The following is an 18,715-nucleotide window of genomic DNA, read 5'->3' on the forward strand; positions in this document are numbered from 1 at the left end:
GTAAAAGTGAACGGATCACATAATACAAGATATTACCTATGAGGATAAACCAGTACATAGATCACACCCTGCTAAAGCCGGAAGCTACGTTAAGGGACATAGAAAAATTATGTATGGAGGCAGCCGATTATCGTTTTTATGCCGTTTGTGTACATAGTTGCCATGTGCTTCGGGCCCGGGATTTACTGATAGATTCCGCCGGTGTCCGTGTGTGTTCCGTCGCCGGTTTTCCTCTCGGTGCCATGAGCAGCAAAGCCAAACTTTATGAAGCCGAGCAGGCTGTTGCAGACGGTGCCGATGAGATAGACATGGTCCTTAATCTCGGATGGCTTAAATCCGGCGATACGGGAAAAGTACTCCAGGAGATCAACGCCATAAAAAAGGTGATCGGGTCTCGTATTCTCAAAGTCATCATAGAAACCTGTTACCTGAATGACAAAGAAAAAGTACTCGCCAGCATTCTCGTGGCAGATGCCGGGGCCGATTTTGTAAAAACATCCACGGGCTTCGGAAGCGGTGGCGCTACTTTTCATGATATAGAATTAATGCGGGCTGCGGTAAAAGGCCGTATACAGCTGAAAGCATCCGGAGGTATAAAAAATTTTGAGGTTGCCAAAAAATACATAGATTTGGGGGTTACCCGTATCGGTACCTCCAGCGGTATTGCCATTGTGGAAGGGTATACCTCTAACGAATCCTATTAATATGAGTTTACACATACGAGCAGAAAAAGGAGATATAGCAGAGACCGTATTACTGCCCGGCGACCCGCTCAGGGCCCGGTGGATAGCAGATCATTTTCTCGAAAATGCCATACAGTACAATGATATACGCGGTATGTACGGCTATACCGGCACTTATCGGGGGAAAAAAGTGTCCGTACAGGGCACCGGCATGGGAATACCTTCCATCAGCATTTACACACACGAACTGATAAATGATTTCGGGGCAAAACAACTCATCCGTATAGGAAGCGCCGGATCATACCAGCCATATATAAAGGTACGGGATATTGTACTGGCTATGGCCGCATCCACAAACAGTAATATAAACCGCATCCATTTTAACCAGGATAGCTTTGCCCCTGCTGCGGACTATGAGCTTTTTATCCGCGCGGTAAAAAAGGCGGAAGACCTGAAAATTCCCGTAAAGGCCGGGAATATCCTTACCAGCGACATATTTTACGATAAAGACCCGGAATATTACAGGAAATGGGCCGAATACGGGGTGCTGTGCGTGGAAATGGAAGCCGCTGCGCTGTATTCGGTTGCAGCCAGGTTCGGCATAAAAAGCCTGGCCATACTCACGGTAACCGATCATATAGTTACCGGAGAAAGTATGGACGCAGCCTCCAGGGAAAACTCCCTGAAAGAAATGGTTACCCTTGCGCTGGAACTGACGTAATCCGGGAGCGGAAATCCTGCCGGACCGGAAATAAGATCAAAAAAACACAATTCCCGAAATAGTTATTACTTTTGCAGTCCTTATGCAAAAAAAGATCAACATACAAAACAAACGTGCCCGCTTTGAATTTGAGCTGCTGGACAAGTACGTAGCCGGAATTGTACTTACCGGGACGGAGATAAAGTCCATACGCCTCGGCAAGGCCTCCATAGCAGAGAGCTTTTGCGAGTTCAATGACCAGGGAGAACTTTTCGTTATCAATATGTATATCGAAGAGTATGTGCATGGCACGCACTACAATCACAACCCCCGCAGCGAGCGTAAACTTCTGCTGAACAAAAACGAGCTTCGCAAACTGAACAAGGAAGTGAAAAATGTGGGACTAACCATTGTTCCCCTTCGCCTGTTCATCAACGAACGCGGACTGGCCAAAATGGAAATAGCCCTGGCAAAAGGAAAGAAAATGTATGATAAGAGAGAAACGATCAAGGACCGGGACAACAAACGTAACCTGGACAGGATTAAAAAAGCGTACAAATAAATTACTGCTTTTCTAAACTTCGATAAGCTTGTTCTTTATCGCATACAGCACCAGTCCTATCCTGCTCTTCACTTCCAGTTTTTCAAAAAGTACTTCGCGGTAGCCGTCAATAGTTTTAGGAGAAAGGAACATGTCCTCCGCGATTTCCTTGTAAGTACGTTCCGTACAAGCCAGCTTCAGGAATTCCATTTCCCGCTCCTTGAGCCGTAGTTTGTCCGTCTCTTCCTTTTTATCTATGGAATCCAGTATGGTGTTGGTGATCCTGTCAGAGAAATAAAAACCTTTGATCAGTACATCATCCAGGGCCTTTTCAAATATGTCCGGGTGGATATCTTTCAACAGGTACCCCCTGGCACCCAGGCGGAGCATTTTAATAATGGTCTCTTCCCGGTCATCCATTGACAGGGCAAGTACCCTCAGGGCGGGATAATTCTCCTTGATCCAGCCCATAGTTTCCAGGCCGTCCATCACCGGCATATTGATGTCCAGCAATACCAGGTTGGGAACTGTGGTTTGGGTGCTTAACTTACAGATAAAATCCTCTCCGTTCAGGGAATGAAACAGCACTTCGTATTTATCCAGCGTCGCTATGAGGGAAGTTAAAGACTGCGCAAATAGTAAATGATCATCGACTATGGCAATACCATTCTTATTCATCTCGGGTTTCGGTTGGTTTATAGGGATAGACCAAAGTTACTGAAACTCCTTCGTTTTTTTTAGCTTTTATAGATAATTTTGCGCCGATCAGCTCCGCTCTTCTTCGCATATTGAGAATACCCACTCCGTCCCCTCCCCCCTGTATGTCAAATCCGATGCCATTGTCAGTAGCCGAGATCAGGGTTTCTTCCGGGGAGTATTGTATGAAAATGGACAATACGGTCGCCCTGGAATACTTGATACAATTGGAAAAACATTCCTGGAAAATTCGGAAAACGATAACCTCGTCCTTTTTATCCATGGGCATGGGCTCCCCTTCAACCTTAAAATCGATCTTGAGAAAATTGAGCCGTTTAAAGCGTGTGGCCTCAGCCCTCAGAGCTTCTTCCAGGCCAACATTCAGAATAAAATCGGCGTTCAGGGAATGGGATAACTGCCGTATTTCGCTGACTCCCCGGCCCAGGACCTCTGTGGCTTCGGCAAATTGTTTCTTTTGTGCCTCCGGGACCTCGCGTTCCAGCATATTGAGCTGCATTTTTGCCACCGACAGCAACTGGCCTATATTGTCGTGCAGTTCCCAGCTGATATTTTTCAGCGTCTGTTCCTGTATTTCCGTCTGGGTCTTGGCGAGTTCTTCCTCGAAGTGTTTTTTGTCTTCGGCTTTCTGGATAAGAAGCCTGGTCTTCCTCCGGTGGAACAAAGAAAAAATGATGACAAGGGCAGCCAATAACATCAAAAGGATGATGGATGAGGCCAGGATCAGTAATTGTATTTCTTTTTGCTCCATAATACGCCTATGACAAAACAACTGTGCATCACTACGTTGAGTATAAAGATAACCAAAGAAAATAAACTCCCCTCATAGTTAAAAAACTCGGAAGCGATCATAAAAGGAAGAAAAGGAATAAAAAATAACAAAATCCCCAGGCTAAACCAAAAATACACCGAACGTTGAAAGTGAAGGATAAAATCATCATTAAAAACCTGTACGAAGTATAAATATATTGAAACGATTGTAAAAATTGTCCCGACTATATATGTATAGGTTTGAGTAGTATAAACAAAGTCCTGCAAGAAAATAGAATTCCATATTACAAATAAGGCAAAGAGTAAAGCAAAAATCAGCAGTAGCCTTTTTAATTTCAAAGCGTTGATGAGGTATCTGTACCAGAAAAAATAAAAGAGAAATTGTAAAACAGAATAAATATTGGCAATAAAAAAAACAGGGTATTTACCATCAAGGATTTTATAATAAACAAATTTATATGCAAATTCCGTTACGGCAATTAACCATATGGAATACAAAAAATATTTCGCTCTTCCCTTTATATATTTCGGATAGGTGATAGTAGCAATTATTGCAGATAATAAAGCTATATATTTTATATAAGAAGCGAGTATTTCCAAGCTAATATCATTTAATAGAAGGATAAATAATCAGTATTGATATCACATCGAGCGAAATTTAAAAATACATTTCGCCCGATGTGATAATTATAGTAAAACAATCCGATTTAGAAACATATTCACCTTTTTGTCCGATTATTCATATGTTGCCTTGGGCGGATCTCCATTTCCGCCGTAATTATAAGGATCAATTTCCTCAATATTTTCGGCCGCATTATAATACATAAACGGTACATTTACCACAGCTCCTTCCTGCCGTTCCAGCTTCCTTCCTGCCGGGGAAATGAACATGGTCATAAAATTCCGTTTTTCCCCGAATTCATCGCTATCCGGGTAAATCCCGAAATAAAAGCGGTAGCCATCCAGTGCATATCCTTTTTCACGCGCTTCCTGTTTTACCCAGGCAAAATAGTGTTCCAGTTCCTCTACCGTATAATAGGTATGGCTTGTCAGTTCGAAATCCGCTTTTGCCAAGGGAACAAAACCGGCCTTTTGCATCCTGTTCAGCCTGGCCGTATCCCGTGCTCCTTCCATTAGCTCCGTGAGCTCCTCTACAAACCTGCTGCTCAGTTTCGCAGCCCGGTCCCTGTCAATGGTCTTTTCAGGTTTCTCCACTTTTGGCGGCTGACACGATGCCAGAATGATTAAAAGAGATAAGGCCAGTAATCGTACAGCCTGTTTACATAAGGTAGTTTTCATAATATTTGTTTTTTTTAATGGTTTAGTTAAAAGTATGGAGAAAAGCATGAAGAATAAAGCCTCTTTTGCGAAAAGGGGAAAAATCCCCCTTTGATTCCGGGAAAAATACCCTTGTCCTTCTTCCGGTACCGGGATACTTTTGGAAAACAATTAAACTATCCCGCAAAATGCTTTTTGAAATCGCACAGATCATCACAGAACAGGTCAACCAGTACCTGGAGGATTCCGGACTGGACAGATCCGTTATACTCGAAAATATTGCCATTCTGGATTCCCAGAACGAAAATGCAGATGAGCTTACGGACAAGGTGGCCCTGACCCTGATCAGTTTTCACGAAGAGACCACTTTAAAAAATATTCCCAACAACACCTTCGAACCCGACAGGGTGCTCCGCAAAAACCCGGTCATTCACCTGAACCTTTTTATGCTGTTCAGTGCCAACAGGAACACCTATAACAAATCGTTAAAAGATATTTCCAAGGTCATCGAATTTTTCCAGGGCAAAAAAGTCTTCACCCAGACCAATACGGTGTATGACCGCGACAGCATTTCCATGACGGATATTACCAACTTCAAGTTTACCATAGAACTCTATACCCCCACTTTCGAGGAACTCAATTTTATATGGGGCACCCTGGGTGGCAGACAACTCCCCTCCGCCCTGTACAAACTGAGCATTGTTCAGATAGAAAGAAAGGACATCATCACCGGCGAAAAAGGCCTTATCACAGAAATAAACGGAACCTTAAACAAGAACTGAGATGTCATTTCAAACCCGATATAAAACCCTGCTCCGTGTGTTTATCTACCACAATTACCATCTCAATAACGGAACGGATGAATTTAACCTCATGACCGAGGGCGAAAGAGATATTCAGTTAAAGCACTATGACCATCGTTCTTTCCTGGAGATCATTCCCTCGGAGGATACTTTCCGGTTACTGGCCGGCCATAAGCTGGTTTTTCACTCCCGGAACGATCACTTCAGTATCGGGGTAAAAACAGACACCGACAACGCACAGCAACCATTTATTCCTATTGATATTACGGCCTCCCTGACCTTCCTCGTCAGGATAAATGACCCTTACTTTATGAACTATACCCTGTATACCGCAGAAAAAGACCGGGTGCTCTATCTCACAAATGTAAAACCCGTTACCGAAGATATGGACTTTGCCTGTATTCCCGGGCCCGCAGAAAACACATTTATCAGTGAAAACCACCTCCTGAGCGAAAACGGTACCCGGGATATTCTCGGGAGGTTGAGAGATCGTGAAAAAACAGGGATATCGGGCTGCATCAAACTCCATATGCGTGCAGATTCCGTTGAACATCACATCCTGGATAACAACGGCGAATTATTCGAAAATATCCCGGAATTCAAAATACATTTTGACAACCGGAAGACATTCTGGAAATACCTGAAACCTTCCGAAGGTTTCGAGGTGGAGACCCTGGCGGAAAAACCGCTGACCAAAAACGGATTCGTTAAAATAGACCCGGATACCGATTTTGCCGCGCCCCCTCCCGGGGCAGATACATACAGGTACCCGAACCCTTCCGTGTATTCCATCAGAACCATAGCGAACAAAACCTATTCGGAAATATTCATTTAAAAAACCAACATTATGGCAACAACGTACAAAACACCAGGCGTGTATATAGAGGAGATCTCCAAGTTTCCGCCATCTATAGCACAAGTAGAAACCGCCATTCCGGCCTTTATAGGCTATACGGAATTCGCGAAATCCAAACCCCAGGCAGAGACGGACGATCTGATCCTTAAACCTAAAAGGATCGCTTCCCTGCTGGAGTATACCACGTATTTCGGTACGGCACAAAATGAAAGAGGGATCACCGTACAGTTAAAAGATTCCCTGACAGACGGCTCTGAAAGCCGTACCATCAATGTGCCGGAGCCCATGGTAAAGTCCCCGTACCTCATGTATTATTCGTTACAAATGTACTTTGCCAACGGCGGAGGGCCCTGTTATATCGTTTCCACAGGCACTTATGAAGACTGGACAGATTCCGAAACCCCTCCTGCTATTGACTTTAACGAATTGAATACAGGACTGGGTGCAGTGCGCAAAGAAGACGAACCTACACTTATCGTTTTTCCGGATGCGACTAACCTTGGCGATGATACCGATTTCTATTCGCTTTACAACAACGCCCTGATGCAGTGCAGGGACCTCCAGGACAGGTTTACCATTATCGACACCTATTCGGACAGGGAGTACAACAACGGGATCGAAGACCTGGAGCCTCTTGCCGCCCTCAGGAACGGTATCAACCTGAACCAGGATTACCTGAAATACGGAGCCGCATATTTTCCGTTTATCCGGACCATCCTGAATTACCAGTACAGTGGGGATGATATTGTAATAGAGCACCTCTCCTACAATCCCAATGCCGTTGCAACGGTGCAGGAAAACCTGGATGCCATTAGCGCTCCAACGGCACTTCCGGCACAGATTGAGGCCCTGAGGGACCTTAGCGGGGCTAATGTTGCCGGAAAAATCCAGGAAGTCCTGTTCTTTATGCATGACGATGCCGACGGATTTGATATCGACGGTACTTTTGCTACCAATTCCGTCAAGGTCAATAATTTTTCCGCACTGGTAACATCACTTCTCACCACTTTAAATAATGTCATAGACGCCAGGGAACAGATCAACAAGGAAGCCAATGCCGCCATTGCATCTTCCGAGGAAAACAGCGCCATACAAACGGCTATCTCAGATGCCCTGGACGTTTTCAATGCGGATTTCGAAGGCGACAACCATATTATGTCCGTTACCAAAAACCTCGAAGACCTGCTGGTCAAACTCAACCAGGCCGATACGGGCACCAAAGTGGAAAACATACTCCACATAAACACCCTGAATTTCCTGGAAGAACTGCAAAAATTGCTGACATATGATCTGAATACGGGAACGTCGGCATCCGTGTCAATCGATATTTTCTCGGATATCGAAACCAACCTGGGCAACATTATCGCCGCCGTAAATACCGCCGAACCGATAGATGTAAACAACGGAAAACTGAACGGCCGTTTACTGAGCGATATCGAGCCCCTCGATAATGCTACTTACAACACCATCCTGTCCGAAATAAATAATCACAGGGTAGTATTGCCTCCCGGGGCAGCAATGGCCGGTATTTATGCCCGGGTAGACAGCGACCGTGGCGTGTGGAAAGCTCCGGCCAACACAGGGCTGAATTATGTGATACGTCCCACAGTGACCATTTCGCACGAAGAACAGGCCGGGATGAATATACATACCACCGGAAAATCCGTCAATGCCATCCGGGCGTTTGTGGGGAAAGGGACTCTCGTATGGGGGGCGCGGACCCTCGCGGGCAACGACAATGAGTGGCGCTATGTGCCCGTAAGACGCTTCTTCAACATGGTCGAGGAATCCACCAAGAAAGCCACGGAACAATTTGTCTTTGAACCTAACGATGCCAATACCTGGGTAAAGGTCAGGGCCATGATCGAGAACTTCCTTACCCTGCAATGGCGTGCCGGGGCACTGGCCGGGGCCAAACCGGAGCAGGCTTTCTACGTACGTGTGGGCCTGGGGCAGACGATGACCGCCCAGGACATACTGGAAGGCCGCATGAACATTGAAATAGGCATGGCCGTAGTACGCCCTGCGGAATTTATCATCCTGAAATTCTCTCACAAGATGCAGGAATCCTAGACAACCCTTTACTCCATTGAAACAAAACTTTAAAACAACAATATTATGAGCTATCCATTACCTAAGTTCCATTTCTCAGTAGACTGGGGAGGAACGCAAATAGGATTTACCGAGGTCTCCGGCCTCGATGTAGAGACCGAAGTCATCGAATACCGCCACGGCGCCAGTCCGGAATACAGCAAGATCAAAATGCCCGGAATGCAGAAATACTCTAATATCACCCTTAAAAGGGGAACATTCAAAAGTGATAATGAGTATTACGACTGGTGGAATACCGTTAAACTGAATACCATAGAACGCCGGGACATTACCATTAAACTGCTGAATGAAGAGCACGAACCGGTGGTAACGTGGAAAGTAAAAAATGCCTGGCCTGCCAAAGTGCAGTCCACCGATCTCAAGGGAGACGGCAACGAAACCGCGATAGAATCTATGGAAGTGGTCCACGAAGGCTTAACCATCCAGAACGATTAGGTCATGGCAACGTACTATCCGCCGGTAGGCTTTCATTTTCTGGTGGAGTTTACCGGTATAGATTCGAAAGAAGAAGACCATAAGTTCCAGTCTGTCTCCGGTCTCTCGGTAGATATCGAAACCGAAGAGATCGCCGAAGGCGGGGAAAACCGTTTCAAACACAAATTCCCCGTAAAGACCAAGTACCCCAACCTGGTCTTGAAACGGGGAATGCTGGTCAGTTCCAAAGTGATCGACTGGTGCAGGAACGCCATAGAAAATTTCGAATTCAAGCCCGTAGACCTCACCGTAAAACTCCTCAATGAAGAACAACAACCGCTGCTCACCTGGAATGTGGTACATGCCTATCCCGTAAAATGGGCCGTGGAGGACTTCAATGCGGAAGAGAGCAAACTGGTGGTAGAGTCGGTGGAATTGTGTTATAACTATTTTAAAACGATCGGTAATGGCGATTGAGATCAAGGAACTCCACATTAAGATCCATGTGGATGAAGGCGGGAAGAATTCTCCCTCCGCGGCCGGTACTTCCCAGGAAAATAAAAGGGATATCGCGGCGGAATGCGTGGAGTATGTCATGGAAACCCTGCAAAGGCAAAAAGAACGATAAAGTCCCGGAGAAATGAGCACAGGAGAACTCGAAAAACTGAAAGTAGTAGCGTATAGCGACCCGGAATTCAACAACAAAGTAGGTGATGGTGAATTTACCACACTGCTGAACCCGGAGAAATATACCTATCACTACAAGACCGAGCAAAATGACGACCAGGCTTCGGGCACCAGTGCGGCCGCCCCGAAATTCAATAAGAAACTGCCGGAAGAACTGGAACTGGAATTTGTGTTCGACCGCACCGGGGTCATCACAGGCCATGAAAATACAGACGACGGTATTATCGATGATCTGGAAGCCTTTAAAAAAGTTGTCCTCGATTATGACGGTGAAGAACACAAGCCCAATTACCTTATGATCGCATGGGGAAGCCTGCTTTTTAAAGGAGCCATGACCCAGATGGACATCGAGTTCAAGCTCTTTAAACCCGACGGTACGCCCATCAGGGCGGTGGCAAAGGGAAAGTTCAAGGGGTTTGTGGAAGATAACCTGAGGGCAGCCAAAGAAAACAACCAGTCGCCCGACCTGACCCATTACCGGATTGTCAGGGATGGGGATACCCTGCCGCTCATGACCTACCGGATCTATGGCGATCCCAGGTATTACCTGGAAGTAGCCAGGGTTAATAAGCTGGATAATTTCAGGAAGTTGAAAACCGGGCAGGAATTATTTTTCCCGCCCCTGCAAAAATCAGGGATATGAACAACAGTGATGTCATACAGACCAGCAGAAGTGCCGATCTCGTTACCTGCAAAGTACTGATCGCGGGGGAAGAACTCTCCGCGGAACACCCGGTGAAGAGCATTACCATTACAAAGGAAGTCAACCGTATCCCCACCGCACAGCTAGTGTTGATCGACGGTGAGGCCTCCGAAAGAGATTTTAAGCTCAGTAACGAAGAATTGCTGATTCCCGGGAAAAAAATAGAGATCACTGCCGGATATCATTCGGACGAAGCCACAATATTCAAGGGAATGATCATTAAACACAATATCAAAATACGAAGCAACACCTCCCTTTTGGTCATTGAATGCCGGGACGAAGCCGTGAAATTGACCATGGGCCGGAAGAGCAGATATTTCTACGATGCGAAGGACAGTGATATTTTTGAAGAGATCATAGGCTCCTATGCCCTCGAAAATGAGGTGGAAGCAACCAAGTACACACACAGGGAACTGGTACAATACAACGCTTCTGACTGGGATTTTGTAGTTTCCCGGGCGCAGGCCAACGGAAAGTTATGTTTTGCCGATGACGGAAAACTTGTTGTGAAAAAACCCGACCTGGATACGGAAGAAGTGGAAACCGTGACCTTCGGGACCACCATGCTCGATTTTGATGCCGAGATCGACGCCCGGAACCAGTTCAATAAAATATCCTCCTATGGCTGGAACCCGGCCGGCCAGGAATTACTGGAAATCGAGGGCGACGGCCCGGACGTAAACCTTAATGGCAATCTTTCCCAGAACGAGCTGTCACAGGTTGTCGCCCCGGAAAATATGGAACTGCGCCACGGCGGTTGTGTTTCGGATGTGGAACTGCAGGACTGGGCCGATGCCAGATCGCTTTTTCAGCAACTTGCCAGGGTTCGAGGCAGGGTTAAGTTTCAGGGTATTCCCGGGGTAAAACCGGGTACCATCCTGAAACTGGAAGGTGTGGGCGACCGCTTTAACGGCAAAGCTTATATTACCGGGGTGCACCATCACATTGCCGAAGGAAACTGGACCGTAGACGCCCAGTTCGGATTAAACCCACAGTGGTTTTCGGAAACCTACGATATCCACTCCCCCTCCGCTTCCGGCCTCTTACCGGCCATCCGCGGATTACAGGTAGGTATAGTCTCCCGGCTACAGGACGATCCTGACGGTGAGGACCGGATATTGGTCACCTTCCCCATCGTAAACAGTAAAGAACAAGGCATCTGGTGCCGGGTGGCCTCCCTTGATGCCGGGGAAAACCGGGGCGCCTTTTTCCGCCCGGAGATCGGGGATGAAGTCATTACGGGCTTTATTAACGAAGATCCCAATGACGCCATAGTCCTCGGTATGTTGCACAGCAGTGCCAAGCCTGCTCCCATCACTGCGAGTGACGATAACCACGAAAAGGGTTTTATCACCCGCAGTGAAATGAAAGTGCTGTTTGACGACGATAAAAAATCCATCCGGATCGAAACCCCGGCCGGGAAGTACATTACGCTCGACGAAGATGCCGGGATCATAAAAGTGGAAGATGAAAACAGTAATGTCATTACCATCGACAATAACGGAATAAGTATGGAAAGCCCGGGTGACATCCGGTTGAAAGCCACGGGAGATGTAAACATCGAGGGCACCAACGTCAATATAAAGGCCAATGCACAGTACAAGGCCGAAGGCAGTGCCGGGGTGGAAATGTCATCCAGTGCCCTGGCCGTACTCAAAGGCGGGATCATACAGATCAATTGATATAGATCCCCGTCTGAGACGCACGGCCGTGCGTCTCAGACGGGAAAAGGCCGTGCGTCTCAGACAGGAAAAGGCCGTGCGTCTCAAACCGGACAGAACCAATAACCATAAAAACTTAAAAAAATGGGACAACCAGCAGCAAGAATAACCGATATGCACGTCTGCCCGATGGTAAACCCCGGCGGTGCACCCCATGTGGGAGGGCCCGTCCTCCCTCCCGGAGAGCCTACCGTTCTTATCGGCGGGCTACCTGCGGCAAGGGTCGGTGACATGGCGACATGCACCGGTCCGCCGGACTCCATCCTCACGGGTTCCGCCACGGTATTTATCGGTGGCATGCCCGCAGCAAGGCTGGGTGACACCACAGCACACGGTGGTACCATAATATCGGGAGACCCTACCGTATTGATCGGATAAGGCAGATGCCTTCTAAAACCAATTACAAATTCTAAAGAAAAATGGACCGTAAAAATTCATTTCTGGGTACCGGGTGGAGTTTTCCTCCACAGTTCAGTAAGGCAGGCAAATCCGTTGCCATGACCTCCGATGAAGAAGATATACGCAAAAGCCTGGAGATCTTACTCTCTACCAGGCTGGGAGAACGTATCATGCAGCCCAGATACGGTTGCAACCTGGAAGACCTGTTGTTTAATCCCCTGAACAGGACCCTTAAAACCTATGTTACAGAGCTTATAAACAACGCTGTCCTGTATTACGAACCCCGGATAGATGTGGAAAAAACAGATATAACACAAGGCAACGAATCCGAAGGGGAATTACTGATACTGCTCGATTACAGGGTCCGTGCAACAAACTCCAGGAAAAATCTTGTTTTTCCTTTCTATAAAGGAGAAGGAACAGACAGGTAGAATATACAGCAAACCGACAATAACCACCTCAAAATCGAAAAGATGGCAGACTGCAACGACATACTGGACATACTGAAGCGCGACGGCACCGGGCAGGAACAGCGATATACCGAAGCGCTCCGGACCGACTACTTCAGGTTACAGGACCTGGACATAGCCGACTGGATGCTGTTTGCCTATAAATTTGCCGAACATGTCAACTACTTCGGTCCCGATAACAAGATGTCGGGCAACTGGCAGAATTTCTTTGCCTATCTGGGTATGGACAAGGAAGAGGTAAGCGCAGATATGCCTGTAAGGTTCAATAAAGTTAAGGAAGATATACGCAACGGGCTCAGTATCCTGGAAAATGAACACACGCTCCCCCCTCACCTCACCCTTTTCCTGTGCTTTTTAAAATTACTGGAACTCAGTCAGCAACGATTTAACGAATTGACCAGGAGGCACCTGGATTTCTATTATCGTGAAGTGCTTAAAATAGACAAACTCCCTCCCACTGCCGATAAAGTTTATGTATTGTTCGAACTTGCCAGGAACATAGCCGACGAAAAAATTCCCGAAGCAACCGAACTAAACGGGGGAAAAGATACTTCGGGCAAAAAACGCATCTATACCACGGCAGAAGAACTCGTGGCTAACAAGGCCGTAATTACCAGTCTCAAAAATGTGTACAGGGACAGCACTGTTATCAAATACAGCCAGGTAGCCAATTCGCATGACGGTCAGGGTGCCGGTTTTCCCGAAGGCCATGCACAATGGTACCCTTTCGGGCACAGCCATACCGGGAATGAAGCTACCGGAAAGGGGCTGCACGAATTACAGGATGCCCCGCTGGGCTTTGCCGTTGCGTCGCCTATCCTGGAATTGGCAGAAGGAGAAAGGACCATTACTCTCAATATAACCTTTAACGAACCCATACCCCATATTACGGGAGATGAAATAAAGGACGGACTGCAATTCTATTTCAGTGGGAAAAAAGCATGGATAGGACCGGTCTCTCCCGATGAAAACATCTTCAGGACCGATAAGAACACCCTGACATGTACAATAATACTGGATAAAGATATCGATGCCGTTACCGTCTACGACCACAAAGCGTTAAAAGAAAACTTTCGTACTTCCCTGCCCCTTGTTAAAGCCATATGCAATACCGGTACAGAAAACGGTTATGGGCTGTACAAAAAACTGGCAGGAAAAACCATCGGGAACATTAGTATCGGTGTCAGTGTAAAAGGCATTAAAAACCTTTCAATCGAAAACGATCACGGCACGATAAACCCGGAAAAGCCCTTTTATCCGTTCACCACGCGCCCGGTAAAAGATTCGGCTTTTACCATGCACTATCCCGAAATATTTAAAAAACACTGGGAAGAGATAAATATCAATATCACCTGGAAAAATACCCCCGAAAGCTTCCGGACCCTTTACTATGCATACAGGGAAGGTGACAAATACAAATCCAGCCAAAACAAATACAAAAGCGGCATCTTTGATAATTACCAGGAAATGACCCGGAAAAAAGGGAGTTTTAATGATGCATTCATCTCCCCGTCATTCAATGAGGATAACCTGATCGTAAAGGGCGACAACCACTTTAAAGCCATTGCTTTGATTTCCAACAGGGAAGAATGGGAAAATGCGGATACTCCCGATGATACGGTCACGTTGTTTACAAGTAAAAACGGAGTATTTGAAACCAGTCTTACCGTTAATAATCCGTCCCCCCCGTATGCTCCCGGCAAGAACGGCCCCCTGCGGTTAGCGCTGGAGCAGTCTTTCCTTCATGAAATGTTCCCCAGGATATATGCCATTGCCCTCGCCGGTGATGATGATGACATCCTTATTCCGAACGAGCCCTATACCCCGTTCGCCGATAGTATTGCCATGGATTACACGGCAAAGGCGGAAAAGGAAGATATGGACATCTTCCACATCCATCCTTTCGGACAGTGCAAGGTTTCCGAAGAGAAAACCCTTTTTCCGGTGTACGGCAACCACACCGGCGAACTTTATATCGGCCTTGAATCCCTGGTCCCCGGACAGCAGCTATCCGTATTCTTTCAGTTGCTGGAAGGCAGCGAAAACCCTGAAAAGGAAAGTTTTAAGGAAAAACAGAAAATCGAATGGTCTGTATTGAGCGATGACCGATGGATATCGATGGATGACGACTACATTATTCACAACGGGATCGATAATTTTCTCCGGTCCGGTATTGTTAAATTTTCCATTCCGCCGGAAGCTACAGCTAATAATACCAGGTTGCCGGAAGGCCTGTATTGGCTGCGTGCCAAATTATACAAGGATTTTGATGCAGTCTGTAAGATTATTGGCATACATACCCAGGCCGTGAAGGCTGTTTTTGAGAACCGGGACAATGAATTATCACATCTGGACCACGGACTACCTGCCGGGGCCATATCAAAACCTGTTGAACGCCTTAGTAGTATAAAAGCGGTTACCCAGCCCTACAACTCTTTCGGAGGGGTCCCCCCGGAAAATGACCGGGATTACTACCGCAGGGTAAGTGAAAGGTTACGGCACAAAAAACGGGCACAGACGCTCTGGGATTACGAACATATGCTCTTACAGCAATTTCCCGAAGTCTATAAAACCAAATGCCTGAACCACACCCGGTATTGCGGCAAAAAAGGTCAGCTGTATTACCAGTCGCCCGGGTATGTAACCCTGGTAGTCATCCCGGATATTGTCAATAAAAATGTCTTTGATATTTACGAACCGCGGATAAGCACTACTCTTTTAAATGAAATGGAAGAATATATTAACCGATATAATTCCATGCAAGTAAAAACAGTAGTGGTCAATCCGGAATACGAACCCGTCAAAATAGAGCTTAAGGTAAAATTCCGTGCCGGATTTGACGATGTTTTTTATAAAAAACAATTGAAAGAAGATATCACCGGACTACTCTCGCCCTGGGCTATTGACCGAAATAAGGGTATAGCGTTCGGAACTGTCCTGCACAAAAGCGTCCTGGTCAATTATATCGAAAAACTGAACTATGTCGACTACCTGCAGGACGTTTTTATGTTTAAAAACGGGATTCTTCAGAAAAAATCGCTCCCTCCCTCCGGTCCCGCGGCCATACTGGTCTCCGCCAGGGAGCATACGGTGGATACCGGTACCATAAAAACATGTACGAACCTCCATACAGAAAACCAGGAAAAATGTCAACATTAGACAAACATATCAGTATCCCCAAAAGCACCGCTACAGGAGATGACCTCGATTTCGATTTCCTCCGGAAAAAAGGAATGGAATATATTGAACATCTGGGCGGCAAACTGTGGACCGATTATAACTTACACGATCCGGGAATTACCATACTGGAAATGCTGTGCTACGCCATAACGGACCTCGGGCAGCGTATCAATATGCCTATTGCCGATATCCTGGCAGGAAAAGACCAGGCAGGGGTGGAAAAACAATTCTTCAGGGCTACGGAGATCCTTCCTTGCAAACCTGTAACCGCCCTGGATTACAGAAAGCTCTTTATCGATATTCCCGGAGTAAAAAACTGCTGGCTGAAAACCTATTCCAAAAAAGTATATGTCGATTGCAAACAGCAACTGCTTTCCTATGACAAAAATGATTTTGCGGCAACCCTTCCCGCCTTCAGAAAGGACTTTCTCCTGAAAGGATTATATACCCTCCTGGTGGATTTCGAAGATTTCGGTCATATGGACAGTACACAGCAAAAAGCAAAAAAGCAGCAGATAAAGGATATTATTTTCCGGAAATACCACGAAAACAGGAACCTGTGCGAAGATCTTGTAAAGATCGAACAGGTAAAATCGCATCCGATATCGGTATGTGCCATAATAGATATAAGTCCCGGTGCCGATGAAGAGTTTGTACATGCCAGGGTACTGCGGGCCATAGAAAAATACTTCTCTCCACCGCTTACCTTTTATTCTCTCCGGGAAATGCTGGACAAGGGATATGCCTCCCATGAAATCTTCGAAGGCCCCCTGCTAGACAATGGTTTTATAGACACCGAAGAACTCCGGAAAACGGAACTCCGCAGGGAAGTACGTCTTTCGGACATCATAAATATCATCATGGATATTGAAGAAGTACATGAAGTCAAAGAGATTTCCCTGAACGACTGTGATGCCCCGGGTGAGGGAGACAACTGGATCATCTGTGTAGATAAGGACCATAAACCCCGGCTGTGTTCTAAAAGCACTTTTAGCTATACCAAGGGAATTCTCCCCGTAAATATTAACCGACAGGCGGTAGAAACATATAAAAAACAACTGGAGGCACAGGAAGCAGAAGACCGGGAAAAGGCCCGCCTGGACAAGGAACTGAAACTGCCGGCAGGAAGGTATACCGAAACAGGAGCCTATACTACCATCCAGAATGATTTCCCCGACACGTATGGCATAGGAGTTAACGGCCTGCCATCGACAGCGGGAACCTCCAGGAAAGCATGGGCAAAACAGCTAAAGGGCTACCTCCTGTTCTATGACCAGATACTCGCCAGCTATTTCAAACATCTGGAAAGCGTAAAGGACCTGCTGTCAAAAGACGGAGAACTCACCCGCACTTATTTTACACAAGCCGTAAAAGACATCGGGGATTTTGACCTCATTGCAGGCACTGACTACACTATGAATGACGACGAGGGGCTTGCAGACGTTCTCTTTGCTTCATTCGACCATTCCGTAGAGCGGAGGAACAACCTACTCGACCACCTGATCGCCCGCTTTGCCGAACGTTTCGGAGACTATGCCTTTCTGATGAAAACCCTGTACGGCAGTGCATCCGAAGAGATTGTCCTCACCAACAAACAGGCATTCCTGAAAGAATATGCCACGGTAAGTGCAGAAAGAGGAAGCGCTTTTAACTACTATAATCAACCCAAGGAGCGGTTATGGAATACCAATAATGTTTCGGGAATACAGAAAAGGATTGCAAGGCTGGCGGGGATCAAAAATTATTTTCGCAGGGACCTGTCGCGTTCCTTCGTACAGGTCTACAGCCTTGTCAACCATGAGGGGGAGACGGTTTTCAAGTGGAGAATACGAAATGAGAGCAACCATATTATCCTTTCTTCCACAGAAGCATTCCCCAGCGTAAAACTGGCTGTGGAAGAACTTTATTTTGCCGTTCGCCAGGTTATGGAGACCAGGAAAAAACTCGTGGAAAAGGCTTTTGAAAAACCCATTTCGGAAATCGCCATAGATAACGTGGAAATACACCTGTCCCCGGGTGGCAAGTTCTCTTTTCACATCATCAACCCGGAATTCGAAAGCGCTTCCCATCCGGATAGGATCATCGCCAAACAATTCAAATATTACAATACACAGCAAGAATTGAAGAATGCCCTTACAGGCCTTATTGACTTTGTAAAATTTACGTTCACCGAAGAAGGGATTTTCCTTATCGAACACACTCTTTTACTTCCGGATGTTACCAAAAACACTACCGACACCGGGTTTCTGCCGATATGCACCGACGATTGCGAAGAATGCCATACCATAGACCCGTATTCCTATCGTGTAAGCATCGTGCTTCCCGGTTATACCCTTCGGTTTTCGGACCCAGCTTTCAGGGAATATCTCGAAAACCTCATCCGGCAGGAACTTCCTGCACATATCCTGGCCAGAATTTGCTGGATAGGTTACCGCAAAGGGGAAATTCCCGATGAAGAAAACGACCTCCTGTACTTCGAAAAGACATACAAGGCCTTTTTAGAGGCCAAAACATCCGTCGGGACTGCCCAGGATAAAGAGAAACTGGAAGCATTTACAGATGCGTTGTCACAACTCAATACCATTTATCCCGTAGGAAGACTGTACGATTGTGAAGAAGAAGAAGAGCATCCGGAAGGAAAAGTCATCCTCGGAAGAACCAACTTAGGAACATTATAAAACAT

General features: G+C 46.4%; 18 protein-coding genes. 15 read left to right on the top strand and 3 right to left on the bottom strand.

The genetic code is table 11. The features are described from left to right. Positions 1-38 precede the first annotated feature (38 nt). From deoC to smpB, 3 genes are all read left to right on the top strand, one after another. Complete coding sequence (deoC, locus tag ED312_RS04105) at positions 39-704, top strand: deoxyribose-phosphate aldolase (RefSeq protein ID WP_123214739.1); 666 nt, start codon at positions 39-41, stop codon at positions 702-704. 1 nt (position 705) lies between these two features. Continuing rightward, the gene (deoD, locus tag ED312_RS04110; RefSeq protein ID WP_123214740.1) at positions 706-1,404 is read left to right on the top strand and encodes a purine-nucleoside phosphorylase; all 699 of its coding nucleotides are present in this window, start codon (positions 706-708) and stop codon (positions 1,402-1,404) included. Between the two features lie 82 nt (positions 1,405-1,486). After that, positions 1,487-1,945: an SsrA-binding protein SmpB gene (gene smpB / locus ED312_RS04115; protein ID WP_123214741.1), complete on the top strand. Its 459-nt coding sequence runs from the start codon at positions 1,487-1,489 to the stop codon at positions 1,943-1,945. 12 nt (positions 1,946-1,957) lie between these two features. On the opposite strand, the gene ED312_RS04120 is transcribed toward smpB, so the two are convergent. From ED312_RS04120 to ED312_RS04135, 3 genes are all read right to left on the bottom strand, one after another. Beyond that, positions 1,958-2,602 carry a response regulator gene (locus tag ED312_RS04120; protein ID WP_123214742.1) on the bottom strand — a complete coding sequence of 215 codons (645 nt, stop codon included), beginning with the start codon at positions 2,600-2,602 and terminating at the stop codon, positions 1,958-1,960. After that, positions 2,595-3,389 carry a sensor histidine kinase gene (locus ED312_RS04125; protein WP_240643017.1) on the bottom strand — a complete coding sequence of 265 codons (795 nt, stop codon included), beginning with the start codon at positions 3,387-3,389 and terminating at the stop codon, positions 2,595-2,597. The genes ED312_RS04120 and ED312_RS04125 overlap by 8 nt, the downstream gene beginning before the upstream one ends. A gap of 755 nt (positions 3,390-4,144) precedes the next feature. After that, the gene (locus ED312_RS04135; RefSeq protein ID WP_148044214.1) at positions 4,145-4,708 is read right to left on the bottom strand and encodes a hypothetical protein; all 564 of its coding nucleotides are present in this window, start codon (positions 4,706-4,708) and stop codon (positions 4,145-4,147) included. 167 nt (positions 4,709-4,875) lie between these two features. Between ED312_RS04135 and ED312_RS04140 the strand changes: the two genes are divergently transcribed. The 12 genes from ED312_RS04140 (at position 4,876) to ED312_RS04190 (ending at position 18,710) form a co-directional block, all read left to right on the top strand. After that, positions 4,876-5,469: a DUF4255 domain-containing protein gene (locus ED312_RS04140; protein ID WP_123214745.1), complete on the top strand. Its 594-nt coding sequence runs from the start codon at positions 4,876-4,878 to the stop codon at positions 5,467-5,469. A 1-nt stretch (position 5,470) separates the two neighbouring features. After that, the gene (locus ED312_RS04145; protein ID WP_123214746.1) at positions 5,471-6,325 is read left to right on the top strand and encodes a hypothetical protein; all 855 of its coding nucleotides are present in this window, start codon (positions 5,471-5,473) and stop codon (positions 6,323-6,325) included. A gap of 12 nt (positions 6,326-6,337) precedes the next feature. Then, the gene (locus tag ED312_RS04150; RefSeq protein WP_123214747.1) at positions 6,338-8,419 is read left to right on the top strand and encodes a phage tail sheath family protein; all 2,082 of its coding nucleotides are present in this window, start codon (positions 6,338-6,340) and stop codon (positions 8,417-8,419) included. Between the two features lie 45 nt (positions 8,420-8,464). Beyond that, positions 8,465-8,893 carry a phage tail protein gene (locus ED312_RS04155; protein ID WP_123214748.1) on the top strand — a complete coding sequence of 143 codons (429 nt, stop codon included), beginning with the start codon at positions 8,465-8,467 and terminating at the stop codon, positions 8,891-8,893. 3 nt (positions 8,894-8,896) lie between these two features. Next, positions 8,897-9,349 carry a phage tail protein gene (locus tag ED312_RS04160; RefSeq protein WP_123214749.1) on the top strand — a complete coding sequence of 151 codons (453 nt, stop codon included), beginning with the start codon at positions 8,897-8,899 and terminating at the stop codon, positions 9,347-9,349. Beyond that, entirely contained in the window at positions 9,339-9,500 is a 162-nt protein-coding gene (locus ED312_RS23685) for a DUF5908 family protein (protein WP_170164443.1), read from the top strand. Before ED312_RS04160 ends, ED312_RS23685 begins: the two co-directional genes overlap by 11 nt. 12 nt (positions 9,501-9,512) lie before the next feature. After that, entirely contained in the window at positions 9,513-10,202 is a 690-nt protein-coding gene (locus tag ED312_RS04165; RefSeq protein WP_123214750.1) for a CIS tube protein, read from the top strand. Beyond that, entirely contained in the window at positions 10,199-11,944 is a 1,746-nt protein-coding gene (gene vgrG, locus ED312_RS04170; RefSeq protein ID WP_123214751.1) for a type VI secretion system tip protein VgrG, read from the top strand. Before ED312_RS04165 ends, vgrG begins: the two co-directional genes overlap by 4 nt. A 123-nt stretch (positions 11,945-12,067) precedes the next feature. After that, positions 12,068-12,361, top strand: a complete 294-nt coding sequence (locus ED312_RS04175) for a PAAR domain-containing protein (protein WP_123214752.1) — start codon at positions 12,068-12,070, stop codon at positions 12,359-12,361. A 41-nt stretch (positions 12,362-12,402) separates the two neighbouring features. Next, a complete protein-coding gene (locus ED312_RS04180; protein WP_123214753.1) occupies positions 12,403-12,813 on the top strand; it encodes a GPW/gp25 family protein in 411 nt (136 codons plus the stop codon). Between the two features lie 42 nt (positions 12,814-12,855). Continuing rightward, positions 12,856-16,011 carry a baseplate J/gp47 family protein gene (locus ED312_RS04185; protein WP_123214754.1) on the top strand — a complete coding sequence of 1,052 codons (3,156 nt, stop codon included), beginning with the start codon at positions 12,856-12,858 and terminating at the stop codon, positions 16,009-16,011. Then, positions 15,999-18,710: a hypothetical protein gene (locus ED312_RS04190; RefSeq protein WP_123214755.1), complete on the top strand. Its 2,712-nt coding sequence runs from the start codon at positions 15,999-16,001 to the stop codon at positions 18,708-18,710. Before ED312_RS04185 ends, ED312_RS04190 begins: the two co-directional genes overlap by 13 nt. Positions 18,711-18,715: the final 5 nt, after the last annotated feature.

This window comes from Sinomicrobium pectinilyticum, assembly GCF_003725735.1.
GTDB classification, from domain to species: Bacteria; Bacteroidota; Bacteroidia; order Flavobacteriales; family Flavobacteriaceae; genus Sinomicrobium; species Sinomicrobium pectinilyticum.